At 70.7% G+C, this 19,874-nt stretch carries 17 protein-coding genes; 7 read left to right on the top strand and 10 right to left on the bottom strand.

Annotated elements, in window-relative coordinates:
- Window positions 1–27: 27 nt before the first annotated feature.
- The 4 genes from HF024_RS16525 to HF024_RS16540 form a co-directional block, all read right to left on the bottom strand.
- A complete protein-coding gene (locus tag HF024_RS16525; protein ID WP_085369082.1) occupies window positions 28–723 on the bottom strand; it encodes a hypothetical protein in 696 nt (231 codons plus the stop codon).
- Complete coding sequence (locus tag HF024_RS16530) at window positions 720–1,541, bottom strand: CDP-alcohol phosphatidyltransferase family protein (RefSeq protein WP_085369083.1); 822 nt, start codon at window positions 1,539–1,541, stop codon at window positions 720–722. Before HF024_RS16530 ends, HF024_RS16525 begins: the two co-directional genes overlap by 4 nt.
- A complete protein-coding gene (locus tag HF024_RS16535; RefSeq protein ID WP_168690311.1) occupies window positions 1,541–2,761 on the bottom strand; it encodes a DUF1972 domain-containing protein in 1,221 nt (406 codons plus the stop codon). Before HF024_RS16535 ends, HF024_RS16530 begins: the two co-directional genes overlap by 1 nt.
- A 199-nt stretch (window positions 2,762–2,960) precedes the next feature.
- Window positions 2,961–3,866, bottom strand: coding sequence for a glycosyltransferase family 2 protein (locus tag HF024_RS16540; protein ID WP_168690312.1), 906 nt, complete (start codon window positions 3,864–3,866; stop codon window positions 2,961–2,963).
- 74 nt (window positions 3,867–3,940) lie between these two features.
- Between HF024_RS16540 and HF024_RS16545 the strand changes: the two genes are divergently transcribed.
- Both HF024_RS16545 and HF024_RS16550 read left to right on the top strand, forming a co-directional pair.
- Window positions 3,941–4,882, top strand: a complete 942-nt coding sequence (locus HF024_RS16545; RefSeq protein ID WP_168690313.1) for a glycosyltransferase family A protein — start codon at window positions 3,941–3,943, stop codon at window positions 4,880–4,882.
- A complete protein-coding gene (locus HF024_RS16550) occupies window positions 4,879–5,607 on the top strand; it encodes a polysaccharide deacetylase family protein (RefSeq protein WP_168690314.1) in 729 nt (242 codons plus the stop codon). The genes HF024_RS16545 and HF024_RS16550 overlap by 4 nt, the downstream gene beginning before the upstream one ends.
- Here the strand turns inward: HF024_RS16550 and HF024_RS16555 are convergent.
- The gene (locus HF024_RS16555) at window positions 5,597–6,643 is read right to left on the bottom strand and encodes a glycosyltransferase (RefSeq protein ID WP_168690315.1); all 1,047 of its coding nucleotides are present in this window, start codon (window positions 6,641–6,643) and stop codon (window positions 5,597–5,599) included. The two genes, HF024_RS16550 and HF024_RS16555, sit on opposite strands and share 11 nt — an antisense overlap.
- Before the next feature lie 149 nt (window positions 6,644–6,792).
- On the opposite strand from HF024_RS16555, the gene HF024_RS16560 reads away from it, so the two are divergent.
- A complete protein-coding gene (locus tag HF024_RS16560) occupies window positions 6,793–7,908 on the top strand; it encodes a glycosyltransferase (RefSeq protein WP_247597160.1) in 1,116 nt (371 codons plus the stop codon).
- Window positions 7,905–9,254: an oligosaccharide flippase family protein gene (locus tag HF024_RS16565; protein ID WP_085369089.1), complete on the top strand. Its 1,350-nt coding sequence runs from the start codon at window positions 7,905–7,907 to the stop codon at window positions 9,252–9,254. The genes HF024_RS16560 and HF024_RS16565 overlap by 4 nt, the downstream gene beginning before the upstream one ends.
- A 97-nt stretch (window positions 9,255–9,351) precedes the next feature.
- Here the strand turns inward: HF024_RS16565 and HF024_RS16570 are convergent, their stop codons facing one another.
- Complete coding sequence (locus HF024_RS16570; protein WP_247597161.1) at window positions 9,352–11,907, bottom strand: right-handed parallel beta-helix repeat-containing protein; 2,556 nt, start codon at window positions 11,905–11,907, stop codon at window positions 9,352–9,354.
- A gap of 445 nt (window positions 11,908–12,352) precedes the next feature.
- Here HF024_RS16570 and HF024_RS16575 point away from each other — a divergent pair, with 445 nt between their 5' ends.
- Both HF024_RS16575 and HF024_RS16580 read left to right on the top strand, forming a co-directional pair.
- Entirely contained in the window at window positions 12,353–12,937 is a 585-nt protein-coding gene (locus HF024_RS16575) for a hypothetical protein (protein WP_168690317.1), read from the top strand.
- Window positions 12,938–13,027: 90 nt separating this feature from the next.
- On the top strand, window positions 13,028–13,450 hold the full coding sequence (locus HF024_RS16580) for an adenylyltransferase/cytidyltransferase family protein (protein ID WP_085369092.1): 423 nt from the start codon (window positions 13,028–13,030) through the stop codon (window positions 13,448–13,450).
- 102 nt (window positions 13,451–13,552) lie between these two features.
- On the opposite strand, the gene HF024_RS16585 is transcribed toward HF024_RS16580, so the two are convergent.
- The 3 genes from HF024_RS16585 to HF024_RS16595 are packed head-to-tail and all read right to left on the bottom strand — an operon-like array spanning window position 13,553 to window position 16,600.
- A complete protein-coding gene (locus HF024_RS16585; RefSeq protein ID WP_168690318.1) occupies window positions 13,553–14,737 on the bottom strand; it encodes an amidohydrolase in 1,185 nt (394 codons plus the stop codon).
- Between the two features lie 5 nt (window positions 14,738–14,742).
- Window positions 14,743–15,699 carry a prolyl aminopeptidase gene (gene pip / locus HF024_RS16590; protein ID WP_168690319.1) on the bottom strand — a complete coding sequence of 319 codons (957 nt, stop codon included), beginning with the start codon at window positions 15,697–15,699 and terminating at the stop codon, window positions 14,743–14,745.
- Between the two features lie 10 nt (window positions 15,700–15,709).
- Window positions 15,710–16,600 (bottom strand): neutral zinc metallopeptidase, encoded by an 891-nt coding sequence (locus HF024_RS16595; RefSeq protein WP_168690320.1) that lies wholly within the window; start codon window positions 16,598–16,600, stop codon window positions 15,710–15,712.
- Window positions 16,601–16,646: 46 nt separating this feature from the next.
- Here HF024_RS16595 and HF024_RS16600 point away from each other — a divergent pair, with 46 nt between their 5' ends.
- Window positions 16,647–17,669: a malate dehydrogenase gene (locus HF024_RS16600; protein ID WP_168690321.1), complete on the top strand. Its 1,023-nt coding sequence runs from the start codon at window positions 16,647–16,649 to the stop codon at window positions 17,667–17,669.
- A 30-nt stretch (window positions 17,670–17,699) separates the two neighbouring features.
- Here the strand turns inward: HF024_RS16600 and HF024_RS16605 are convergent, their stop codons facing one another.
- A complete protein-coding gene (locus HF024_RS16605; RefSeq protein WP_168690322.1) occupies window positions 17,700–19,799 on the bottom strand; it encodes an acyl-CoA dehydrogenase in 2,100 nt (699 codons plus the stop codon).
- Window positions 19,800–19,874: the final 75 nt, after the last annotated feature.

Here is a 19,874-nt window from a genome sequence, read left to right on the forward strand (position 1 = left end):
CTGAATTTGCTGGTGATCGGTTGACGCTCAGCGCGCTCCGGTGAACACCACGAGCTTGGCGCCCGCGGCGTCCGCGAGGGTGACGGTGACCGTCTTCGCGTCGTCCGGCACGGTGAAGACGTAGGTGGCCGTCGCCGTCGCGCCGGGCGCGAGCTCGGAGCCGAACGGCTTCGTGGCCTTGTCGCTGTCGACCCTGGCCGCCGGTGTCGCGTCGTCTCCGTAGTATCCGTTGACCGTGACCGCGGTGAGCGGCACGGCAGCGCCCGTGTTGTTCGTGAGCGTGATCGTCGCCTTCACCGACGGTCCGCTGACCTCGCCTGCACGGGATGCGGTAGCGGTGTACGCCTCCAGCTTCGTGACGGCGGCGGTGAGACCGGCCGGCGTCTTCGCCTGCTGCTTGGTGCTCACCGTCTCCGCGACCTTCTGGCCGTATTTGACCTCGTCGCTGCGGGCAGCGGGAGCCTCGCTCTTGGTGCCGCCGGGTGCGGGCGTCGCTGTGCCGCTCGACCCGCCGGTCGCCGGGGTGTCGGACGGCGCGGCCTGCTGCGTCGCCACCGGCTGCAGGGCGTTCGGCACTGGGCCGCCCGGCTGTGCACCGTGGATGCCGGCGACGATGAGGCCGGCTGCCACCGCTGCGACGGCGACACTGCCGACGACGATGAGCGTGATGCGGTTGCGGACGTGGTGGTCCGGGCCTCTGGTGGCCTCTGTTGCGTCGGTCATGATCGTCCTTCTTCGGTGCTCTGGCGTTGGTCGGTTGCCAGGTGCTGGTCGGGGGTGGCCGGGGCGCGCAGCTCCCGGAACCAGCTGGCAGCCGCCAGCAGGAGGAACGCGGTCGTCGCCGCGAAGAGCAGGGTGTACACCACCAGGAACAGCGGCAGTGCGCCGAGGAGCACGAACGAGAGGCAGAGCACGCCGTAGTCCATCGGCAGGACCGCGATGGCGCGCATCCACGACGGGCGCCCAGGTGCGTCGGCGGCAATGGATGCGCGCCCGCGCTGCCGGCGGAGCTGCTCGGTCAGGATCATGCCGAAGAACAGCACGGACGAGACGATCGAGAACGCCACGGGGATGAGCAGCCACCAGGTCGGCACGGAGCCGTGCAGCCAGAAGCCGACGGCGAGCGCCAGCGGCATGGTGACCACCTTGGTCGCGTCGACCATGTGATCGAGCCATTCGCCCGCCGGACTGCTGAGTCCGGTGAGCCGGGAGACCTGTCCGTCAGCGCTGTCGAACGCGTAGCCGACGAGCAGCAGCACGGCGACGGTGATCCCGGCCCACCAGGACGGAGGGAAGACGACGAGGATGGCGATGGCCGCGAACGTCCAGACGGCGCTGATGGCCGTGACGGCGTTCGGGGTGAGTCCTGCACGGTACGCCCACGCGGCGAGGTAGCGGCCGATGCGGCGGTTGACGTAGCGGGAGTATGCCGGCGCACTCCTGGCTGCCGGCTTCTGCGCCGCCGCCAGGCGGTGCACCACGTCGAGGTAGCTCTCGCGGGCGGCGCCCGCTGCTGCCGCTTCTGCCGATCCGGCGCTCATCAGCTGGTCCGCTCTGCCGGGACGGCCACGGAGGCCAGTCTGCTCTGCCCGTTCACGCGCTGCCCGAACACGGGACGCTTCGGCTTGACCGCCCTGCGCTCCACGAGGTCGCTGCAGAGTGCTTCGTATTCGTCGGCGACCGCATCCCAGTCGTAGCGCTTCGCGCGCTCGCGGGTGGCCGTGCTGCGCGCGGCGTGCTGCTCGACGGCCGCCTCCGCGAACCCGATCGTGCCGGAGAGGTCCGAGGCGGCGGAGAAGTAGAGACCTGCGTCGCCGAGCACCTCGCTGTTGAACGGGACGTCGTATGCGATGGTCGGCGTGCCGGCCCCGACGGCCCTGAGCAGCGACGGGTTCGTTCCGCCGACCGAGTGGCCGTGCAGGTAGGTGTACGCCGACGCGTAGAGCTGATCGAGCAGCTCCTGGTCCCAGACGCCGCCGAGGAAGCGCACCCGGTCGTCCGCGAGGGCGCGCACCCTGCGGGTGTACTCCTCGGCGTACGGCGCGGAGCCGACGACGACGAGCGGCAGCTTCGCGTCGCTCCTCCGGTAACCGTCCACGATGGTGTCGACGTGGTTCTCCGGCTCGAAGCGGGCGACGACCAGGTGATAGCCGTGCGGTGCGAGGCCCAGTTCGCCGAGGCGGTGGGTGGCTCCGGCGACGGTCGGCGCTCCGTAGGCGATCAGCCTCGTGCCCGCCGCGAACTCGGTGGTGTAGTAGTCGGCGATGCCCTGCGCGTCGGCGATCAGCGCATCCGACCAGCGGACGGCGGCGGACTCGGCGAAGCGGTAATACCGCCGGCCCATCGCACCCCACTTGGCGCGCTGCCACTCCAGTCCGTCGACGTGGGTCGCGACCGGGATGCGCGCAGCACGCAGCATCGGCAGGTACAGAGAGTTGGCCGCGTTGAAGACGATCGCGGCGTCTGTCCGGTGGGTGAGCAGGTGGCCGACCGAGAGTCCGGTGTGGCTGAGGGTTTCGAGCGACCTGCGCCGCATGGCGCCCTGGTGCACGAGGGTCATGCCCTTGTAGCTCGCCAGCTCCTCCTGCGGCTCTGCGCCGTCGGCGGTCTCCACACGACGGCAATAGACCCGGACGCTGTGGCCGCGGTCGGCGAGCCGGCTTCCGACCTCTTCGACGCACGTCTCGAACCCGCCGTACCGAGCCGGGACGCCACGCGTCCCGACCAGTGCGATGCTGAGTTGCTTTCCCCCTGCGCCCATCGGATTTCCGCTCCCCGTCGTGTCTGGCCGTCTCCGGCCGTCGGTTCGCCGACGTCGGCACGGTCCGCGCTCCGACTGGACCGAGTCGGGGCACACCACGGGTGGAAAGGATCGCTTCAGCGTCGGGCTGCTGTTGCCCCGCCAGTCTAATCCGAGAAATCCTCATTGAATGCCCCCTTCTTCGGGGGGCGAGTGTTTCTCACTTCTTTCGGGACGCCCGCAACCCGTCCCTGACACCGGTAAACGCCGCCCGGAGCGGAGCGACCGGATGCGCGAACTGGCGCCGCCCGCCCTGCAGCAGCACCTCCCACGCGATCGGCAGGCTCGCCCGCCTCCATCGCCGCACGGTCGCCGCATCCAGATTCCGCGACGCGAACACCAGCCGGTTGCGGATGTTGAAGTAGTAGTACCCCTCGGACTTCGCGGCGCCGGCGCTCTCCAGCCCGTCGCCCTGGGTGCCGCCCTCCGCGTGCACGGCGACCGCAGCATCCACCACCCGGACGCTCGCCCCCGCCCTGCGCGCCCGATAGGACAGCTCCACGTCCTCCCAGTAGAGGAAGTACCCGTCGCCGAACCCGCCGATGCGATCCCACAACTCGGCGGACACCATCAGGCAGGCACCGGACAGCCACTGCTCGAGACGCGGATCGTCAGCGACGGCCCGCTTGCGCGTCGCGGTGATCCGCCCGTCACCGAGATCCAGGTCGGACCCGTCGAACCAGACGGACCCGTCCGGCCGCAGGATGCGCGGGGCCAGCAGGGCAAGCGGCTCGGCGGCGACAGCGGCGGCGAGCGTCTCCACCGCATCCCGCGCGATGGTCGCATCCGGGTTCAGCAGCAGGAACCCGCTCGCACCGGCCGCGCGCGCGGCGTCGACGCCCGCGTTCATCCCGAGCCCGAAACCGAGGTTGCCCTCCGGCGTGACGATCACCCAGCCGCGCTCGGCGCCGAGAGCGACGACGGCGGCACGTTCGCCGGCGTCGGAGAAGTTGTCCACCACGACGAAACGCGCCTCCGGCATGGCGTCGGCGAGCGGGACGAGGTTGGCGCGCAGCAGGGACGACGAGCCGTAGTTCACCACGACGACCGCGAGCTGTCCGACCATCCGCGGATGCTATCACGGGGGTGCTGCCCGGCCCGGGGCAGACGAACGCGGCCGACTGTGGATAGGTTGTCCCTGTGCCGAACCTGACGATCGCGGTGCCCACATACCACCGCCCTGACGACCTGCGCGAGCTGCTGCCCGCCCTCGTCGCGCACGGACGCGCTCTCGAAGCAGAGGACGACAGCGATTACACCGTCGAGGTGCTCGCCGTCGACAACGACCCGGAGGGAAGCGGCAGGGAGGCGGCGTCCGCGGTGGAGGGTGTGCGGTACGTCGTCGAGCCGCACCCCGGGATCGCCGCCGTGCGCAACCGGGCCATCGACGAGGCGTCCGGGTCGCGGCTGCTGGCGTTCATCGACGACGACGAGCGGCCGCATCCCGGCTGGCTGGTCCAGCTGGTGCGGGTGTGGGAGGCGTCGGAGGCCGCCGCGGTGGCCGGGAGGGTGGTCGCGGCGTTCGAGCGGCCGCTCGACCCGTGGCTGAAGGCCGGCGACTTCTTCACCCGGCGTTCGCTGCCGACCGGCACGGACATCGACGTCGCCGCGGCGGGCAACCTGCTGCTCGACCTCGATCAGGTGCGCAGCAGCGGAGTGCGGTTCGCCGTCGATCTCGGTCTGAGCGGCGGAGAGGACACCCTGTTCAGCCGCCAGCTGCACCACGCCGGGTTCCGGATGGTGTGGTGCAACGAGTCCGTGATCACCGACCTCGTCCCTCCCGCTCGGCAGAACAGGCGGTGGGTGCTGCGGCGCGCGTGGAGTCACGGCAACTCGGCGGCCGTGGTGCGCCTGCGGCTCGCCGACGGCGCCGGCGGGATGCTCGCCGCGCGCCTGTGGGCGGTCGCGGGCGGCGCGGCCAGGGTCGTCGGCGGGGTGCTGAGGGTCGCGCTCGGGATCGTGACGGGCTCCCTGCGGCATCAGGCCCGCGGTTCGCGGGCGGCATACCGGGGACTCGGGATGATCTGGGGAGCGTTCGGCGGCGTCTACCAGGAGTACGCGCGCACGGAGGCCGCGGCATGAGCGCGCTGCACAGGCTGCGCAACGGCGCCGTCACGGCCGTGCGCCGCGTCGGCGCGCCGGTCGGCTCCGTGATGCGGGTGCGGACGGACGCACCGCTCGTCGCGCTCACCTTCGACGACGGGCCGGTCGACGGCGACACGCAGAAGGTGCTCGCCGCGCTCGGCGACGCCGGAGCGACGGCCACGTTCTTCGTGCTGCTCACCCGCGTCCGCCGCGCGCCCGCGCTGTTGCGCGACGTGGTGGCCGCCGGTCACGAGATCGCACTCCACGGGCCGGACCACCGGCGCCTCACCACCCTCCCGCCGGACAGCGTCCGCTCCAGGATGCGCGACAGCCGCTCCGAGCTCGAAGACGCGGCGGGCGTCCCCGTGCGCTGGTTCCGCCCGCCGTACGGCGCGCAGAACATGCGCATCTGGCGGGCGACCAGGGCCGCCGGGATGACCCCCGTGCTGTGGGGGCCGACGCTCGCCGACTGGCGCACGACATCGACCGAGGAACGGCTGCGGCTCGCCGTGCAGGGTGAGCGCGGCGCGATCATCCTCGGGCACGACGGGTTCGCCGACGCGGTCGACGGGGTCGACGACGGGCCGGCGCCCGAGCTCGACAAGGGGCGACTGGTGTCGGCCGTCGCCGCGGGTTACGCGGACAAGGGGCTGAGCCTGCGGTCACTCGGTGGGGTCGCAGCGAGCGGCAGGCTCGTGCGCGAGGCCCGCTTCACGCACTGACCGAGCGTCGCCTCGCCGCCCTGCTGCCCGCCAGGGCGATCGCCTGACGGTAGGCGTCCGCGTGCTGCTCGCCCGCCTTCGCCCAGTCGCGCGCGCTCAGGTCCGGTCTGCCCGCCGGCGGCGTCTCCGCGACATCCGCGATGGCGGCGGCCAGCGCATCCGGAGTCAGCGCCCCGGTGTACCGGTGCACCCACGCCTGGCCGACCTCCTCGGCGAGCGCCGCCGTCGTCGGGTTGTCCGGCACGAGGATCGGGCGGTCGAGCGACAGCGCCGTGAGGGCGCCTCCGGAGTTGTGCATCTCGCGGTACGGCAGAGCGATCAGCGCCGCCCGCGACACCAGCTCGACGATCTCGGCGTCGTGCAGGAATGCCAGGGTGACGTCGACGCGGTGGTCGCGCTCCGCGCGCTCCAGGACGGAGGTGGCGAGTTCGTCGCTCGACGGCTTGCCTGCGACCTCGAGCCGGAGGTCGTCCCCCGGCACGGCGGCGAACACATCCAGCAGCTCTTCGACGCCCTTGTAGCGGCGGATCAGCCCGAAGTAGCCGACCCGTCCCTGCTGCGGGGAGCTCTTCGCGTATGCGGCGAACCAGTCTCGATAGTGGCCGTGCAGGATGGTCGCGTACTCGACGCCCGGCGCGAACTCGGTGGTCGGGTTCAGCCGGATGCGCAGGGTGGTCCTGTCGTCGAACCAGCGCAGCAGGGCGTGCTCGCGGCGGGAGATGCCGGTGGGCAGGTGGAGGTTGTGGGTGGTCCGGACGATGGGCGTCTTCGTGAGCGCGAGCTTCCACATCAGCAGCACGAACAGCGCCTGCCGGACGAACGCTTTCGGCTTGCTCTGGCCGGCGACGAGGATCTCCGGCCAGTGGGCGTGGAACACGTCGTACCGGCCGAGCAGCGCCTTCTTCCAGGAGAACGTGCGCAGTTCCAGGTCGGGGGTCGAGCGCAGACTGTCGCGCAGCATGATGATGTACGGGTTCGTGGTCGGCCGCGGGTCGGGGAACGACTGCTGCACGACGATTCGCTCTGCGGCTGTCATGGTGCCACCCACAATAGGCCCACCGGGATGCGCCCCCCACAAGCAGGGGACATTTGATGAGAAATGCTCGTTATTGATCCGGATTCGTCCTAAGCTCGTTCGACAGAGCCAGCGAACCGACCCTCGCCGGCCGAAGGACGTTCGACGAGATGGCCACCGCAACCAGCCTGCAGCACCCCCGTGTGCGGCTCTACGACCAAGTGCGCAGCGTGCACCTGGAGCGGGCGCGCGAGCTGGAGCCTGCGGCGATCGTCTTCCGCAGCAAACGCTACGACTTCGACGAAGACCTCACGGACGGCCTCGAGCTCGCCCAGGCCGGCACCATCGCCGCAGCGCGCCTCGCTCTCACCAGCAGGATCACCCACCTCGAGATCAACGAGCCGCTCTACCTGGATGCGCTGCCCCGCACCGCCGTCACCCTCTTCGCCATCGGCCTCCGCCGCATCGTCGGCGGCCGCCGCGTGACCGTCGCCACGTACGCCATCGAGAACCTCGACCCGTTCGCGACCACCCCTCCGCGCTTCAAGACCCGCGTGCGCCGCGGCATCGAACGCCTCCTGGCCGAGTACGTCTGGCGCAGGGTCGACAACGCGGTGTTCGGAACGGCAGGGGCGCACGGGCTGTACGCGCAGTCGTTCCGCACCCAGCCGCGGCGCCACTCCACCGTCGAGGCGCTGCCGAGCCCGTGCCCCTGCGTCGACGACGCGGACACCGCGAACGGCGACAGGAACAGCGTCGTCTTCCTCGGCAACTTCGGAGCGCGCAAAGGCTTCAGCGACGTGCTCGCCGCCTGGCCGCTCGTCCGGGAGAGCAGGCCGGATGCGCGACTCACCCTCCTCGGCACCGGCAGCCAGCTCGACGACGCCCGCGCCGCAGCGGCCGCGGACCCGACGATCACCCTCCACGTCGACCCTCCCCGCTCCGAGATCCACGCGCACCTCCGCACCGCGCACGCCCTGGTGCTCCCGTCGCGCAGGATGCCCGGCTGGCGCGAACAGGTCGGCCTGCCCATCGTCGAAGCGCTCGCGCACGGCTGCGAGATCGTGACGACCGACGAGACCGGCATCGCGGACTGGCTGCGTGAGAAGCGGCACAGGGTGCTCCCGTCCGACGCGAGCGCCGCGCGCATCGCCGGGGCGATCGCCGCCGCCGTCGACGCCGATCGTGCCAAGGCCGACATCCTCGCCACGCTGCCCGCCGTCGACGGGCGGATCGCGGCGGGACGCCTGCTGTTCGACGACCCTGCGCATCCGGTGGCCCGATGAGCCACGCGAGGGCCGCAGGCACAGGGATGCTCAAGTCGGTCGGATCGACGGCCGTCATGAAGGTGCTCGTGATGGGCGTCTCCGGCATCATCGGCATCGTCAACAGCCGCCTCATCATCCAGAACTTCGGCACCGACGCGTACGCCCAGTACGGGCTGCTCGCCGCGCTCCCCGCCCTGCTGCCGTTCGCGGACCTCGGTATCGCCGCCGTCGCGATCAACGCGGTCGCCGGCTCCTCCGACCCGCGCAGCGACCCCGTGGTGCGGCGCACGCTGACGACGGCGTTCCGCATCCTGTTGCTGTCCGGCGCCACGATCATCGGGATCGGCATCGTCATCTCGCTGCTCGGCTGGTGGCCGCTGCTGCTCGGCCAGGGACTACTCCCGGACGGCGGCAGTCTTGCGGCGATGCTCTGCCTCGGCACGTTCGGGCTGGTGCTTCCGCTGAGCGTCGGTTCGCGCATCCTGGTCGGGCTGGGCAAGACGAGCACCCAGGTGGCGAGTCAGGCCGTGGTCGCGCCCGCGATGTTCCTCGGCATCGCGACGCTGGTGGCGCTGTCGGCGCCCGCGGGGAGCTTCATCGCGATCCTCTCCTACATCGCCAACGGGCTGGCGTCGCTGATCTGCCTGCTGGTGGCGGCCAGGATGATCAAACCGCAGGTCGGAGCCGCGCTGCGCGAGGTGCCGTTCCCCCGCCGCTACCCCGGCGTTCCCGCCATCGGCGTCGCCTGGCCGATGCTCGTGCAGATGGTGGCGCTGCCGATCGCGATGCAGACGGACCGGCTGCTGCTCAGCCACCTGACCACCGGGACAGAACTCGCGCAGTACAACCTCGCCTCCCAGCTGTTCGGCCTCGCCGTGCAGACGATCGCCGCGGCCGGCGTCGCGCTCTGGCCGATCTACGCGCGCGCCCGCTCGGAGCGCAGGGTCGAGTCCCCGCTCAAGCCGACGATCTGGTTCCTCGCGGGCGGCCTCGCCATCGGGCTGGCCCTCGCCGTGCTCGCGCCCTGGCTGACGAAGTTCATCGCGGGCGACGCGCTCACGCTCGACCCGTGGCTGATCGGCGGCTTCGTCGTGTTCGTCGCGCTGCAGGCAGCCAAGTACCCGGTCGGGATGTACATGACCGACCAGCGCGGCCTCACCTTCCAGGTCTGGCCGATCCTCGCGAGCATCCCGCTTAACCTCGGCCTCTCCTGGTGGCTGATCGGCGTGATCGGCGCCGGAGGGCCGATCGTCGGCTCCGCGGTCAGCGTGCTGCTGTGCCAGGTGATCCCGAACCTCTGGTTCGTGTCCCGCGATCTGCGCCGCCGTCGCGCAGAGCTGGCCGACGTGCCCGCCCCGGTCTGAGCCGCCCCCGACGACAGCGAGCCCAGGGTTCCCACCTGACGACGGTGTCGTGAGGCGAAGAATCCTGGGCTCGAGTGCTGCGGGGTGGAGCTCCGGGCTACCAGGCCCCGAGGTGGACGCTTCCTGCAGGCTTGCCCGCCAGGGAGGCGAGCGCGGCCGGGATACCGGTCGGCACGCTGCTGAGCGCCGCGGCGATGCCGGTGAGCTGGGTGGGTGCCGCGGACGCCGCACCCTCCTGGAGCACACTGTGCGCATCCTGACCGGTCGCCGCGGTGAAGGCGGAGAAGGTCGGGTAGATCGCCGGGTCACCGGCCCCACGGGACCAGATCACTGCCCACGACGGCGCGTTGGCCGACGGGCGGCGGTACAGGTTGTGGTCCGCCGTGATCTTCATCTGGGCCGCAGAGAACTGGTGCGAGTAGTCCTCGACGCAGAGCAGGCAGTTGCCCGAGCCGCCGGAGATCACGTTGTTGCTGATCGAGATCGGGCCGGTGATCCAGGTCATCGTCGGGTCGGGGAAGGCCTGGCGCTGGTCGTGACCGGCGTCGGACGCGTTCGCCCCACGGCGCGAGTCCTGGGTGATGTCCAGGTTGCGCACGTTGTTCGAGATGGTGTTGTTCCAGACCTGCGCGTTGCTCACGTCGTTCAGCTTGATGCCGGACTTCTGATTGCCGGACACCACGTTGTCGACGAGGTTGGCCGTGGCCGAGATCTCGATGACGATGCCGTTGCCGACGTTGTTGAGCGAGTCGTTGCCCGCGACGGCCATCCCGTACACCGACTCGTCGAACCACAGGCCGTGGCTGGCGTTGTTGAGGAACGCGCTCGACCGGACGTCGACCCCGCGTGACCGGGTGATCTTCACGCCGCCGCTGACGGGCGATGTATTGAAGTGCTCGCTGTTGTCGTTGGCTGCGAGCACACCGGTCAGCTTGAGGTTGTCCGAGTTGTTCGCGTGGATGCCGAGCAGGCCGTTGCGGGCCGCCGTCACCTGCCGGAACGTGTTGCCGGAACCGCCGACCGACACACCGGTGGTGGCGTTGTCGAGGAACGAGACGTTCTCGAACGTCGCGCCGCCCTTGTAGTCGGTGACCGTGCCCATGTCTGGGACGGATGGGGCGTAGCGGCGCACGCCGACACCCTTCAGGGTAAAGCCGGTGCTGCCGACCGAGATGGCCTTCTGCAGGTCGCTCGCGCGGACCTCCTTGCCGGTCGGGTCGGACCCCATCACGAGTGCCTTGGCTCCCGTGTCGTAGAAGAACGTGCCCGGCTTGACGGCGGCGCGGCTGGAGACCTGCGTCTGCGCGACCCCGCCGACGAACAGCTGGTCGGGATGCGCGGCCATCGGGTATGCGGGGTTCAGCCACTGCCAGCCCGCTGCCGTGCCGTCGGATGCTCCGCGGTCGTACGTGGGGCTCGCGTCGAAGACGTGGTTCCAGCCGGAGGCGACCCAGGTCGTCCCGGACTTCGCCCAGCCGCCGACCACGGAGCTGCCATCGAACCAGGCGGCTTCCTTCGGGTACGACTGCACGGTGATGGCCTTGCCGGACGGGACGTTCACCGACTCGTGATAGGTGCCGCCGCGGAGCACGATGGTCGCGCCGGACGGTGCCACGTCGAGCGCGCGCTGCACCGTGCGGAACGGGGCAGCGACGGTGCCCGCCGCGGAGTCCGAGCCGGAGGGCGAGACGACGACCGCGTTGGCCGGCACGGCGTACGACGTGCTTCCGATGGCCGCTGCGCCTGCCGCGACGCGCATCCCGGTGGTGTCGATCGACGGGTCCGCTGACGGCGCCGGCTGCGTGGGCTGGGTCGGCTGCGTGGGCGTCGTCGGGGGAACCGGCTTCGCCGGGGTGGTCGGAGCCGGGGCCGGAGTGGTCGGCGCCGGGGCGGGCGTCGTGGTCGGCGGCTTCGTCGGGGCGGGAGCCGGGGTCGTCGTGGTGACGGGGACCAGGGTGCTCGCGCTCAGGTTGTCGAAGGCGACGTTCTGGGCGGCGGTGGAACCGGACAGGTACGACCAGGCTGCGAGGCTGCCCGCGCGCTGGATGCGCTGAGTGCTGCTGTCGGATGCGGTGGCCTGCCAGTTGGGCTTGGCCGCGCCGTTCTGCCAGGCACGCGCCGAGAGGGCGACCGGGTTGGTGCCCGTCGCCTGGAACTCGAGCTGAACGCTGGCGCCGGGCTTCAGGCCGGTCGCGACACGCACCTCGGGTGCGACCGTCGTCTGGTTGGCGGTGGAACCGTTGACGCGCACGATCGTGAGCGTGAGGTTCCCTCCGGCGCCGACGCGCACGTTCGCCTGGTAGTACGACCCTGCTGCGAGGCGCAGCTGCAGACCGGCGTACACGCCGTTGCCACTGGTCGGGATGCGCGGCACGTCGATCGTAGTCGACGCCGTCACATCGTTCGCGCTGACCGCGGGAAGCGCGGCGGTGAGAGACGAACCCGGGCGGGGGAGCGCCATGACGCCCGTCTTCCCGTCGGCGGAGAACGACTTGCTGCTGCTGAGCGAGTAGCTGCCGCCGACCTGGGCTGCACCCCAGCCGTTCGGCTGGGTGCGGTCGAGGGAGTCGGCGACGATGCGCTGACCGACCTGGTAGCTCAGTGGAGCTGCGGTCGCTGCGAGCGCGGGCAGCCCGAAGGCCGCAACAGCCACGACGGTAGCGCCGGCGGCGATTCCGTATCCGAGTCTGCGGTTCTTTTTGGGGGTTTCATTACGGTGGGCAGGCTGACGAATCATCAATACGTCTGTCCAAACTTTCGTCGTTGTGGGGATGGAACAGTAGGTGAGACCAACGACTACTGAAATGCTGCTGAGCACGCTAGCAGACGGGATACGCCCGCGCGAAACATAAATCAATAAGCGTACCGCGTGTCTCACGATTGCCCTCACCATCAGCGACCCCCCATTCGGGTGGCGCGATCCGCGAGATAGCGCGCCATTCAGATTGGCCAACAAACGTTTTCTTGAGGAAAACACAGGGGTGAAGCGCTCTCACAGACCCACTTAGAGGGCCACCGCTCTCAGGGGATTGCCAGCCTGAAGGCCCCTGCGTCGCGTGGTAAGCGCATCCATCGCGGCGGTCCGCGAGAATGGTCGGGTGCCAGCACCGACCTTCCGCATCCTGACGCTCTGCACGGGGAACATCTGCCGGTCCCCCGCCGCCGATCTGCTCCTCGCGCACGCCCTCGCCGGCGACGAGCGCTTCGACGTCAGCTCAGCCGGCACGCACGCGATGACCGGATGGAGCATCTCCTCCCCGATGGACGAACTCCTCGCCGAGCGGGGCATCGAGAGCGACCAGTTCGTCTCCCGGCAGGCGGATCGCGCGCTGCTCTCCTCCGCCGACCTCATCCTCACGGCCACCCGCGAACACCGCGAGTGGGCGGTGGGCGCCGCGCCGGGCACGGTGCGGAGGGCCTTCACGCTGACGGAGTTCACGGATGCGGCCGACGCGCATCCCGAGCCTGCTGCGGTCACCGCGCGGGAGCTGACGGCGTGGGCGGCGTCGCACCGGCCGAGCGCCGCCGTCGCGAACCGCGGGACGGCGACCAGGCGCGGGTATGTGGAGGGGGACATCCTCGACCCGTACGGGCGCGGGCGGTCGGCGTATGTGGCATCGCTCGGACAGATCGAACCGCTCACCGGGAGGATCGCACGGGTGCTGCTGAGCACGCATCACTAGCTCGACGGAGCGAGTTTCGCGGGAGGGGTGACAAATTCTCACTTATTCGACAGAATAGGTGAGGAAACCTCAACCCGGAAGGCGAAGCCCGTGACCCGACGCGTCGGCTATGCAGCAGGGGCGTTCGATCTGTTCCACATCGGACACCTCAACATCCTCAAGCACGCCAAGAGCCAGTGCGACTACCTGATCGCCGGCGTCGTGTCCGACGAGATGCTGCGGCAGGTCAAAGGCATCGACCCTGTCATTCCGCTCGCCGAGCGGCTCGAGATCGTGCGGAACATCGGCTTCGTCGACGAGGCGGTCGCCGAGACGGTGCCGGACAAGCTCGACACCTGGCGCGAACTGCAGTTCGACGTGTTCTTCAAGGGCGACGACTGGCGCGGCACGGAGAAGGGCCTGCGCCTCGAACGCGAGTTCGCCGCCGTCGGCGTCGAGGTCGTCTACTTCCCGTACACGATGACCACGTCGTCCACCACGCTCCGCCGAGCCCTCGCGGTCCTCGCCGGCTGACCTCCGCACCTCACGTCCCCCAGCCATCGAGCCGGGACTTATGTACGCCTGCGCCCGGCGTGTCGCGTACACAAGTCCCGGCTCGATTGCTTGAGGAGGCGGTCAGGCGGGGAGCTCCTGGCCCGCGACGAGGACGAGCGCGCGGGGCGGCGCGGCGACGAGCGCCTCCGGAACGTTCTGCGCGTCAAGAAGCACGACGTCGGCGACCGAGCCGACCGTGAGGTCGTGGGTGGCCCTGCCGACGAACGACGCGGCGTCGCTCGTGGCGACGCGAACCGCATCCACCAGGTCGTCGTCGCGGCGGAAGCCGGACAGCTGCGCCAGCCTGGCCGCCAGCCGCAGCAGGTCGCCGTCCCCGTACGGTCCCCACAGATCCCGGATGCCGTCGGTGCCGAGCCCGACGGGCACGCCGGCCGCGCGCAGCTCGGCGAGCGGCAGGCGGGGCGCGTTGATCGGGGCGACCGTGGTGATGGACACGCCGGTCTCGCGCATCCCGTCGATGAGCCCCCGCCGCCGCGCCTCCGGCAGCTCGCCGATGGCGAAGCCGTGCGCCACGTTCACCCGCCCGGCGAGCCCGGTCGCGCGCGTGCGCTCGATGATCAGCTCGTACTGGAACGCGCCGAGCTCCCCGCCGTCGTGCAGGTGGATGTCGATGCCGACGCCGCGCCGGTCTGCGATGTCGAACAGCGCGTCCAGCTGACCGACGGGGTCGCGGTCGATGGATGCCGGGTCGAGGCCGCCGATGTGCTCCGCGCCCTCCGCAGCGGCACGGTCGAGCAGGTCGAGCACACCCGGCCTGCGCAGCACGCCGTCCTGCGGGAACGCCACGATCTCCAGCGCCACCGGCACGCCGAGCGCCGCGACAGCCTCCCGCACCACCCGGATGCCGTCCAGCCCGACCCCGAGGTCAACGTCGACGTGCGAGCGGAACGCCGTCGTCCCCTGCTCCACCAGCGCGCGCAGCAGCGCCAGTGTGCTCTCGCCGCTCGGGATGCCCAGCTCGCCCCTGTGCGCCCGCTCGTGCTCGATGCGCCCCTGCGTGGTGGCCTCGCCGCCGTACGACACCCACGGCTTGCCCCACCAGCTCTTGTCGAGGTGGGCGTGCGCGTTCACCAGTCCGGGCAGCGCCAGCAGCCCGTCGCCCTCGATGAACCGGGTGCCCGGGTCGCCGGACACGGCCTCCGCCGTCGGGTCGTGCCGCTCGACCGCGACGATCACGCCGTCGGCGATCCGGAGGTCGGACGCCTCCCCACCCCATGGCCGCACATTGCGCAGAACGGTCTGCATCGCACTCACCCGGCGAACCGGTCGGTGGCCTCGATCAGCGCATCCAGGATGCCCGGCTCGTCGAAGGCGTGACCCGCATCCGGGATCATGCGGAAGTCGGCCTCCGGCCACGCACGGTGCAGATCCCACGCCGTCATCGCCGGGGTGCACACGTCGTACCGGCCCTGCACGATCACGGCCGGGATGTCCGCGAGCAGGTGGGCGTTCCTGATCAGCTGCTCCTCCTCGAACCAGCCGCCGTTCATGAAGTAGTGGTTCTCGATGCGCGCGAACGCCACGGCGTACTGCTGCTCGGTGAAGCTCGCCACCACATCCGGCCGGGGAAGCAGGGTGATCGTCGACGACTCCCACCGCGACCACGCGACACCCGCCGGGATGTGCACGGCAGGGTCCGGGTCGTTGAGCAGCCTGCTGTACGCCCGGATGAGCCTCCCGCGCTCGGCGACGGGCACCGGCTCCACGAAGCCCTCCCACAGGTCGGGGAACAGCGCGGCCGCCCCTCCCTCGTAGAACCAGTCGAGCTCCGCGGGACGCAGCGTGAAGATGCCGCGCAGCACCAACTCGGTCACGCGGTCGGTGTGCGTCTCGGCGTACGCGAGCGCGAGCGTGCTCCCCCACGAACCGCCGAACACCATCCACCGCTCAACGCCGAGGTGCTCGCGCAGCTTCTCGATGTCGGCCACGAGATGCCAGGTGGTGTTCGCACTGAGGTCGGCCTCCGGCTCGCTGGCGTGCGGCAGGCTCTTGCCGCAACCCCGCTGGTCGAACAGCACGATCCGGTACTTCTCCGGGTCGAACGCGCGCCGCTGGTTCGGGTTCGTGCCTCCGCCCGGGCCGCCGTGCAGGAACACCACCGGCTTGCCGTCCGGGTTTCCGCTCGTCTCCCAGTAGAGCTGCTGGCCGTCGCCCACGTCGAGCAGGCCGGAGTCGTATGGCTCGATTTCGGGGTAGAAAGTGCGCATACGCCCGAGGCTACAGCGAGCCCGCCCGCACCGAGAACGTGTCGCAGGACGCCGCGCCGTTCTGGAACCCCGTGGAGAACCAGCGCTGCCGCTGCTCGGACGATCCGTGCGTCCAGGTGTCCGGCTGGATGTCGCCGGTGGATGCGCGCTGGATGCGGTCGTCGCCGACGGCGGAGGCCGCGCTGAGCGCATCCTGGATCTGGGCCTCGGTGATCGGCTGCAGGAAGGGCACGCCGTTCTCGTCCTTCGTGGTCGACGCCGCGCCCACCCACGCTCCGGCGAAGCAGTCGGCCTGCAGTTCCAGCCGCACGCTGTCGGAGGCCGCGCCGCTGGAACGGCTGGGGTGCACATCCATGATCCCGCCGATGTTCTGGATGTGGTGACCCCACTCGTGCGCCACCACGTACATCTCGGCGAGCGGGCCGCCGCTCGACCCGAAGCGGGTGCGCAGCTCGTCGTAGAACGCGGTGTCGACGTACACGGTCTGGTCGGTCGGGCAGTAGAACGGGCCGGTCGCGCTCGACGCAGCGCCGCATCCCGTGCCGGTCTGGCCGGTGAAGAGCACGAACTGCGGGGAGGTGTACGAGCCGCCGAGCGCCGGCATCTCAGTGGTCCAGAACGCCTCGATGGATGCCGCTGCGCCTTTCATCCTGCAGTCGATGCGCGCGTTGGCGTCCGCGCCGGTCGTGCAGTCGGTGAGCTCCTCCCCTGTGCCGATCTGCTGGGTCTGGCCCTGGGACGCCCCGCCGTCGACGAACCCGGTGAGGTCGACGCCGAGAAGCTGCGAGAGCAGCAGGATGGCGATGGCGCCGAGTCCGACGCCACCGGCCGCGATCCCGGCCGTGCGCCCGCGCCGCTTGGTCTTTCCACCGCTGATGTCGGCGTTCGGGTTGAAGGTCATGCCCGCCACGGTAGTACGGGTTGGTGGCCCGTCATAGGCTGGCGGCATGAGCACCGCGAGCCCCGAGAACACCGCAGACGCCACCACCGGCCGCACCCCCGTCACCGTTACCGTCACAGGGGCGGGAGGGCAGATCGGCTACGCCCTCCTGTTCCGCATCGCGTCCGGGCAGCTGCTCGGGCCGGACGTGCCCGTGCGCCTGCGGCTGCTGGAGATCCCGCAGGGCCGCGCCGCCGCGGAGGGCACGGCGCTCGAACTGCAGGACGGCGCCTTCCCGCTCGTGCACGACCTCAGCGTCACAGAGGACGCCACCGCCGCGTTCGACGGCGTCAACATCGCGCTGCTGGTCGGCGCGCGCCCGCGCGGACCGGGCATGGAACGTGCGGACCTGCTCGAGGCCAACGGCGCCATCTTCGGTCCGCAGGGCGCCGCGATCAACGCGGGTGCAGCATCCGACGTCCGCGTGCTGGTGGTCGGCAACCCGGCGAACACGAACGCGCTGATCGCCGGCGCCCACGCCCCGGATGTGCCGGCGAACCGGTTCACGGCGATGACCAGGCTCGACCACAACCGCGCGGTCGCCCAGCTCGCGGTGAAGCTCGGCGTGCCGGTGTCGGCGATCGACGGCGTGATCGTGTGGGGCAACCACTCGGCCAGCCAGTACCCGGACATCAGCCACGCCACCGTCGACGGCCGCCCGGTGACCGAGCTGGTCGACGAGGGCTGGCTGGCAGACGAGTTCATCCCCCGGGTCGCGAAGCGCGGGGCGGAGATCATCGCGGTGCGCGGATCGTCGAGCGCCGCCTCCGCGGCGAGCGCCGCCATCGACCACGTGCGCGACTGGGTGGACGGCACAGGCTCGCGCTGGACGTCGGCCGGCGTCGTCTCCGACGGCTCCTACGGTGTGGAGGCCGGCCTGATCTCGTCGTTCCCCGTCCGCTCGGAGGGCGGCGCGTGGCGCATCGTCGACGACCTCGACATCGACGCGTTCTCCCGCGCCCGCATCGACGCCTCGGTCGCCGAGCTCCGCGAGGAGCGCGACGCCGTCCGCACGCTCGGGCTGCTGTAGTCCGGCAGCCGCGCTCCTCGCTCCCGGCCGTCAGCGCTTGGGCGACTTCTCCGGGGTGGGGGCCGTGCCGGAGGCGCGCTGGTCCGCGTAGTACGCGCGGGCCTCGGCCTGGCGCTCCGCCTCAGCGCCGGTCGCGATCTTCGCGCGGATGTGCTCCGGCCCGTAACCGAACGCATCCACCAGGTCGACGGCGTGCGGGCGGAGACGGGTGAGCAGCCGGTCGATGTACGCCGTGACCGCCTGTGCGCGCTGCGGAGACAGACGACCGTGGATGAGGTACCAGGCCAGGTGCTTCTCGATCAGCCCGAAGCCGAACAGGTCGCGCAGCCAGGTCAGGACCTGGCGGGTCCCCGCATCCGGAGCCTGCTCGAGGGCGTCGGTGAACGCCTCCCATTGCAGGAGCTCCGCGTGGGCGCGGGCCGCCTCGATGAGCTCGTTCTGCTGCGAGTTGAACAGGTCGGCCGCCGCCTTCTTGCCCAGCTTGGATGCCGGGCGCAGCTTGCCGGCGACGTCGGCGATCATCGTCGCGACCCTGTCGGTGAGCAGTTCGCGCTGGGTGGCGGGCTCCTGCAGCCAGTTGACGGCGCGGGCGGTCGAGCCGAAGTCCTTGACCGTCTGCGCGACCGACCGCAGGCCGGAGCCGTGGTAGGCCTTGCCCGCCGCCTGGGTGACGACGTAGCGAGCGAGCGCCCCGGTGTCGGCCTTGGCGAACTTGCGCGAGAAGTCGGTGAGCAGCCGCTTGGCGACGAGCTGCAGCAGCACGTTGTTGTCGCCCTCGAAGGTCACGTAGATGTCGAGGTCCTGGCGCAGGGAGGTGAGCCGGTTCTCGGTGAGGAAGCCGGAGCCTCCGCAGGCTTCACGCGCCTCCTGCAGCGTGTCGAGCGCGTGCCAGGTGGACAGCGGCTTGAGGGCCGCCGCGATGGTCTCGAGGTCCTGGCGGTCGGTGTCGCTGTCTGCGCGCCCGCTGAACACGTCGTCGAACTTGTGCAGGAACACCTCGTGCGCGAACCCGGCCGCGTATGTGGTCGCGAGCAGCGGCAGCAGGCGGCGCTGGTGACGCTGGTAGTCGAGGATGACCTCTTCGTCCGTCTCGCTTCCCGCGGTGAACTGGCGACGCTCGTTGCCGTACGTGATCGCGATCTTCAGCGCGACCTTCGCGGCGTTGACGGCGGAGCCATCGAGCGAGACCCGACCCTGCACGAGCGTCCCGAGCATGGTGAAGAAGCGGCGGCCCGGGCTGCTGATCGGCGACGAGTACGTGCCGTCCTCCGCCACGTCGCCGTACTTGTTGAGCAGGTCGGTGCGCGGGACGCGGACACCGGTGAAGTGCAGGCGGCCGTTGTCGATGCCATTCAGACCGCCCTTGAGGCCGTCGTCCTCTCCGCCGACACCGGGCAGGAAGGCGCCGTCCGCATCCCGGATCGGCACGTAGAAGGCGTGGACGCCGTGGTTGACGCCCTTGGTGATGAGCTGCGCGAACACGACGGCCGCGATGCCGTCCTTCGCCGCGTTGCCCAGGTAGTCCTTCCACGCCCCGCGGAACGGGGTGTCGATGACGAACTCCTGGGTCTCCTCGTCGTAGGTGGCCGTGGTCGCGACGCTGGCGACGTCGGAGCCGTGCCCGGTCTCCGTCATCGCGAACGCGCCAGGCACATCCAGCGACATGATCCCCGGCAGGTACTTCTCGTGGTGCTGGGCGGTGCCGAGCTGCAGCACGGCGGCGCCGAACAGCCCCCACTGCACGCCGGACTTGATCTGCAAGGACGGGTCGGCCACCACCAGCTCTTCGAAGCCGGCGATGTTGCCGCCATTGTCGTCCCCGCCCCCGACGCTCTTCGGGAACGCGCGGTGCACCTGGCCGTTCTCGACAAGCAGTTTCAGCTGCTCGAAGGTGCGGGCGCGCTGGTCGTCGAGGCTGAGCCCCTCGACCTTCTGCATCTCCGGACGGCCGGACAGCTCGCGGGACGCCAGCCGGATCTCGGCCCAGTCACCGAGCAGCTGACGCCCGAGCGCCGCGACGTCGACACGCGCGGACGGATCGCCGGGCGGAGTGGTCGCCGATCGGGGGTCCGCCACCGGGGCGGTCGGCTTCTTCGCGGACGGAGTCGTGCGCTCGGCGGTATCGACCATCAGGGTTCCTCTTCGCTCTCGTGCGGGATATCGTCACGCTACGACGAGCATCCCCGTTCGCGAAGTCGTCGGTGC

This window comes from Leifsonia sp. PS1209, assembly GCF_012317045.1.
Classification (GTDB): domain Bacteria; phylum Actinomycetota; class Actinomycetes; order Actinomycetales; family Microbacteriaceae; genus Leifsonia.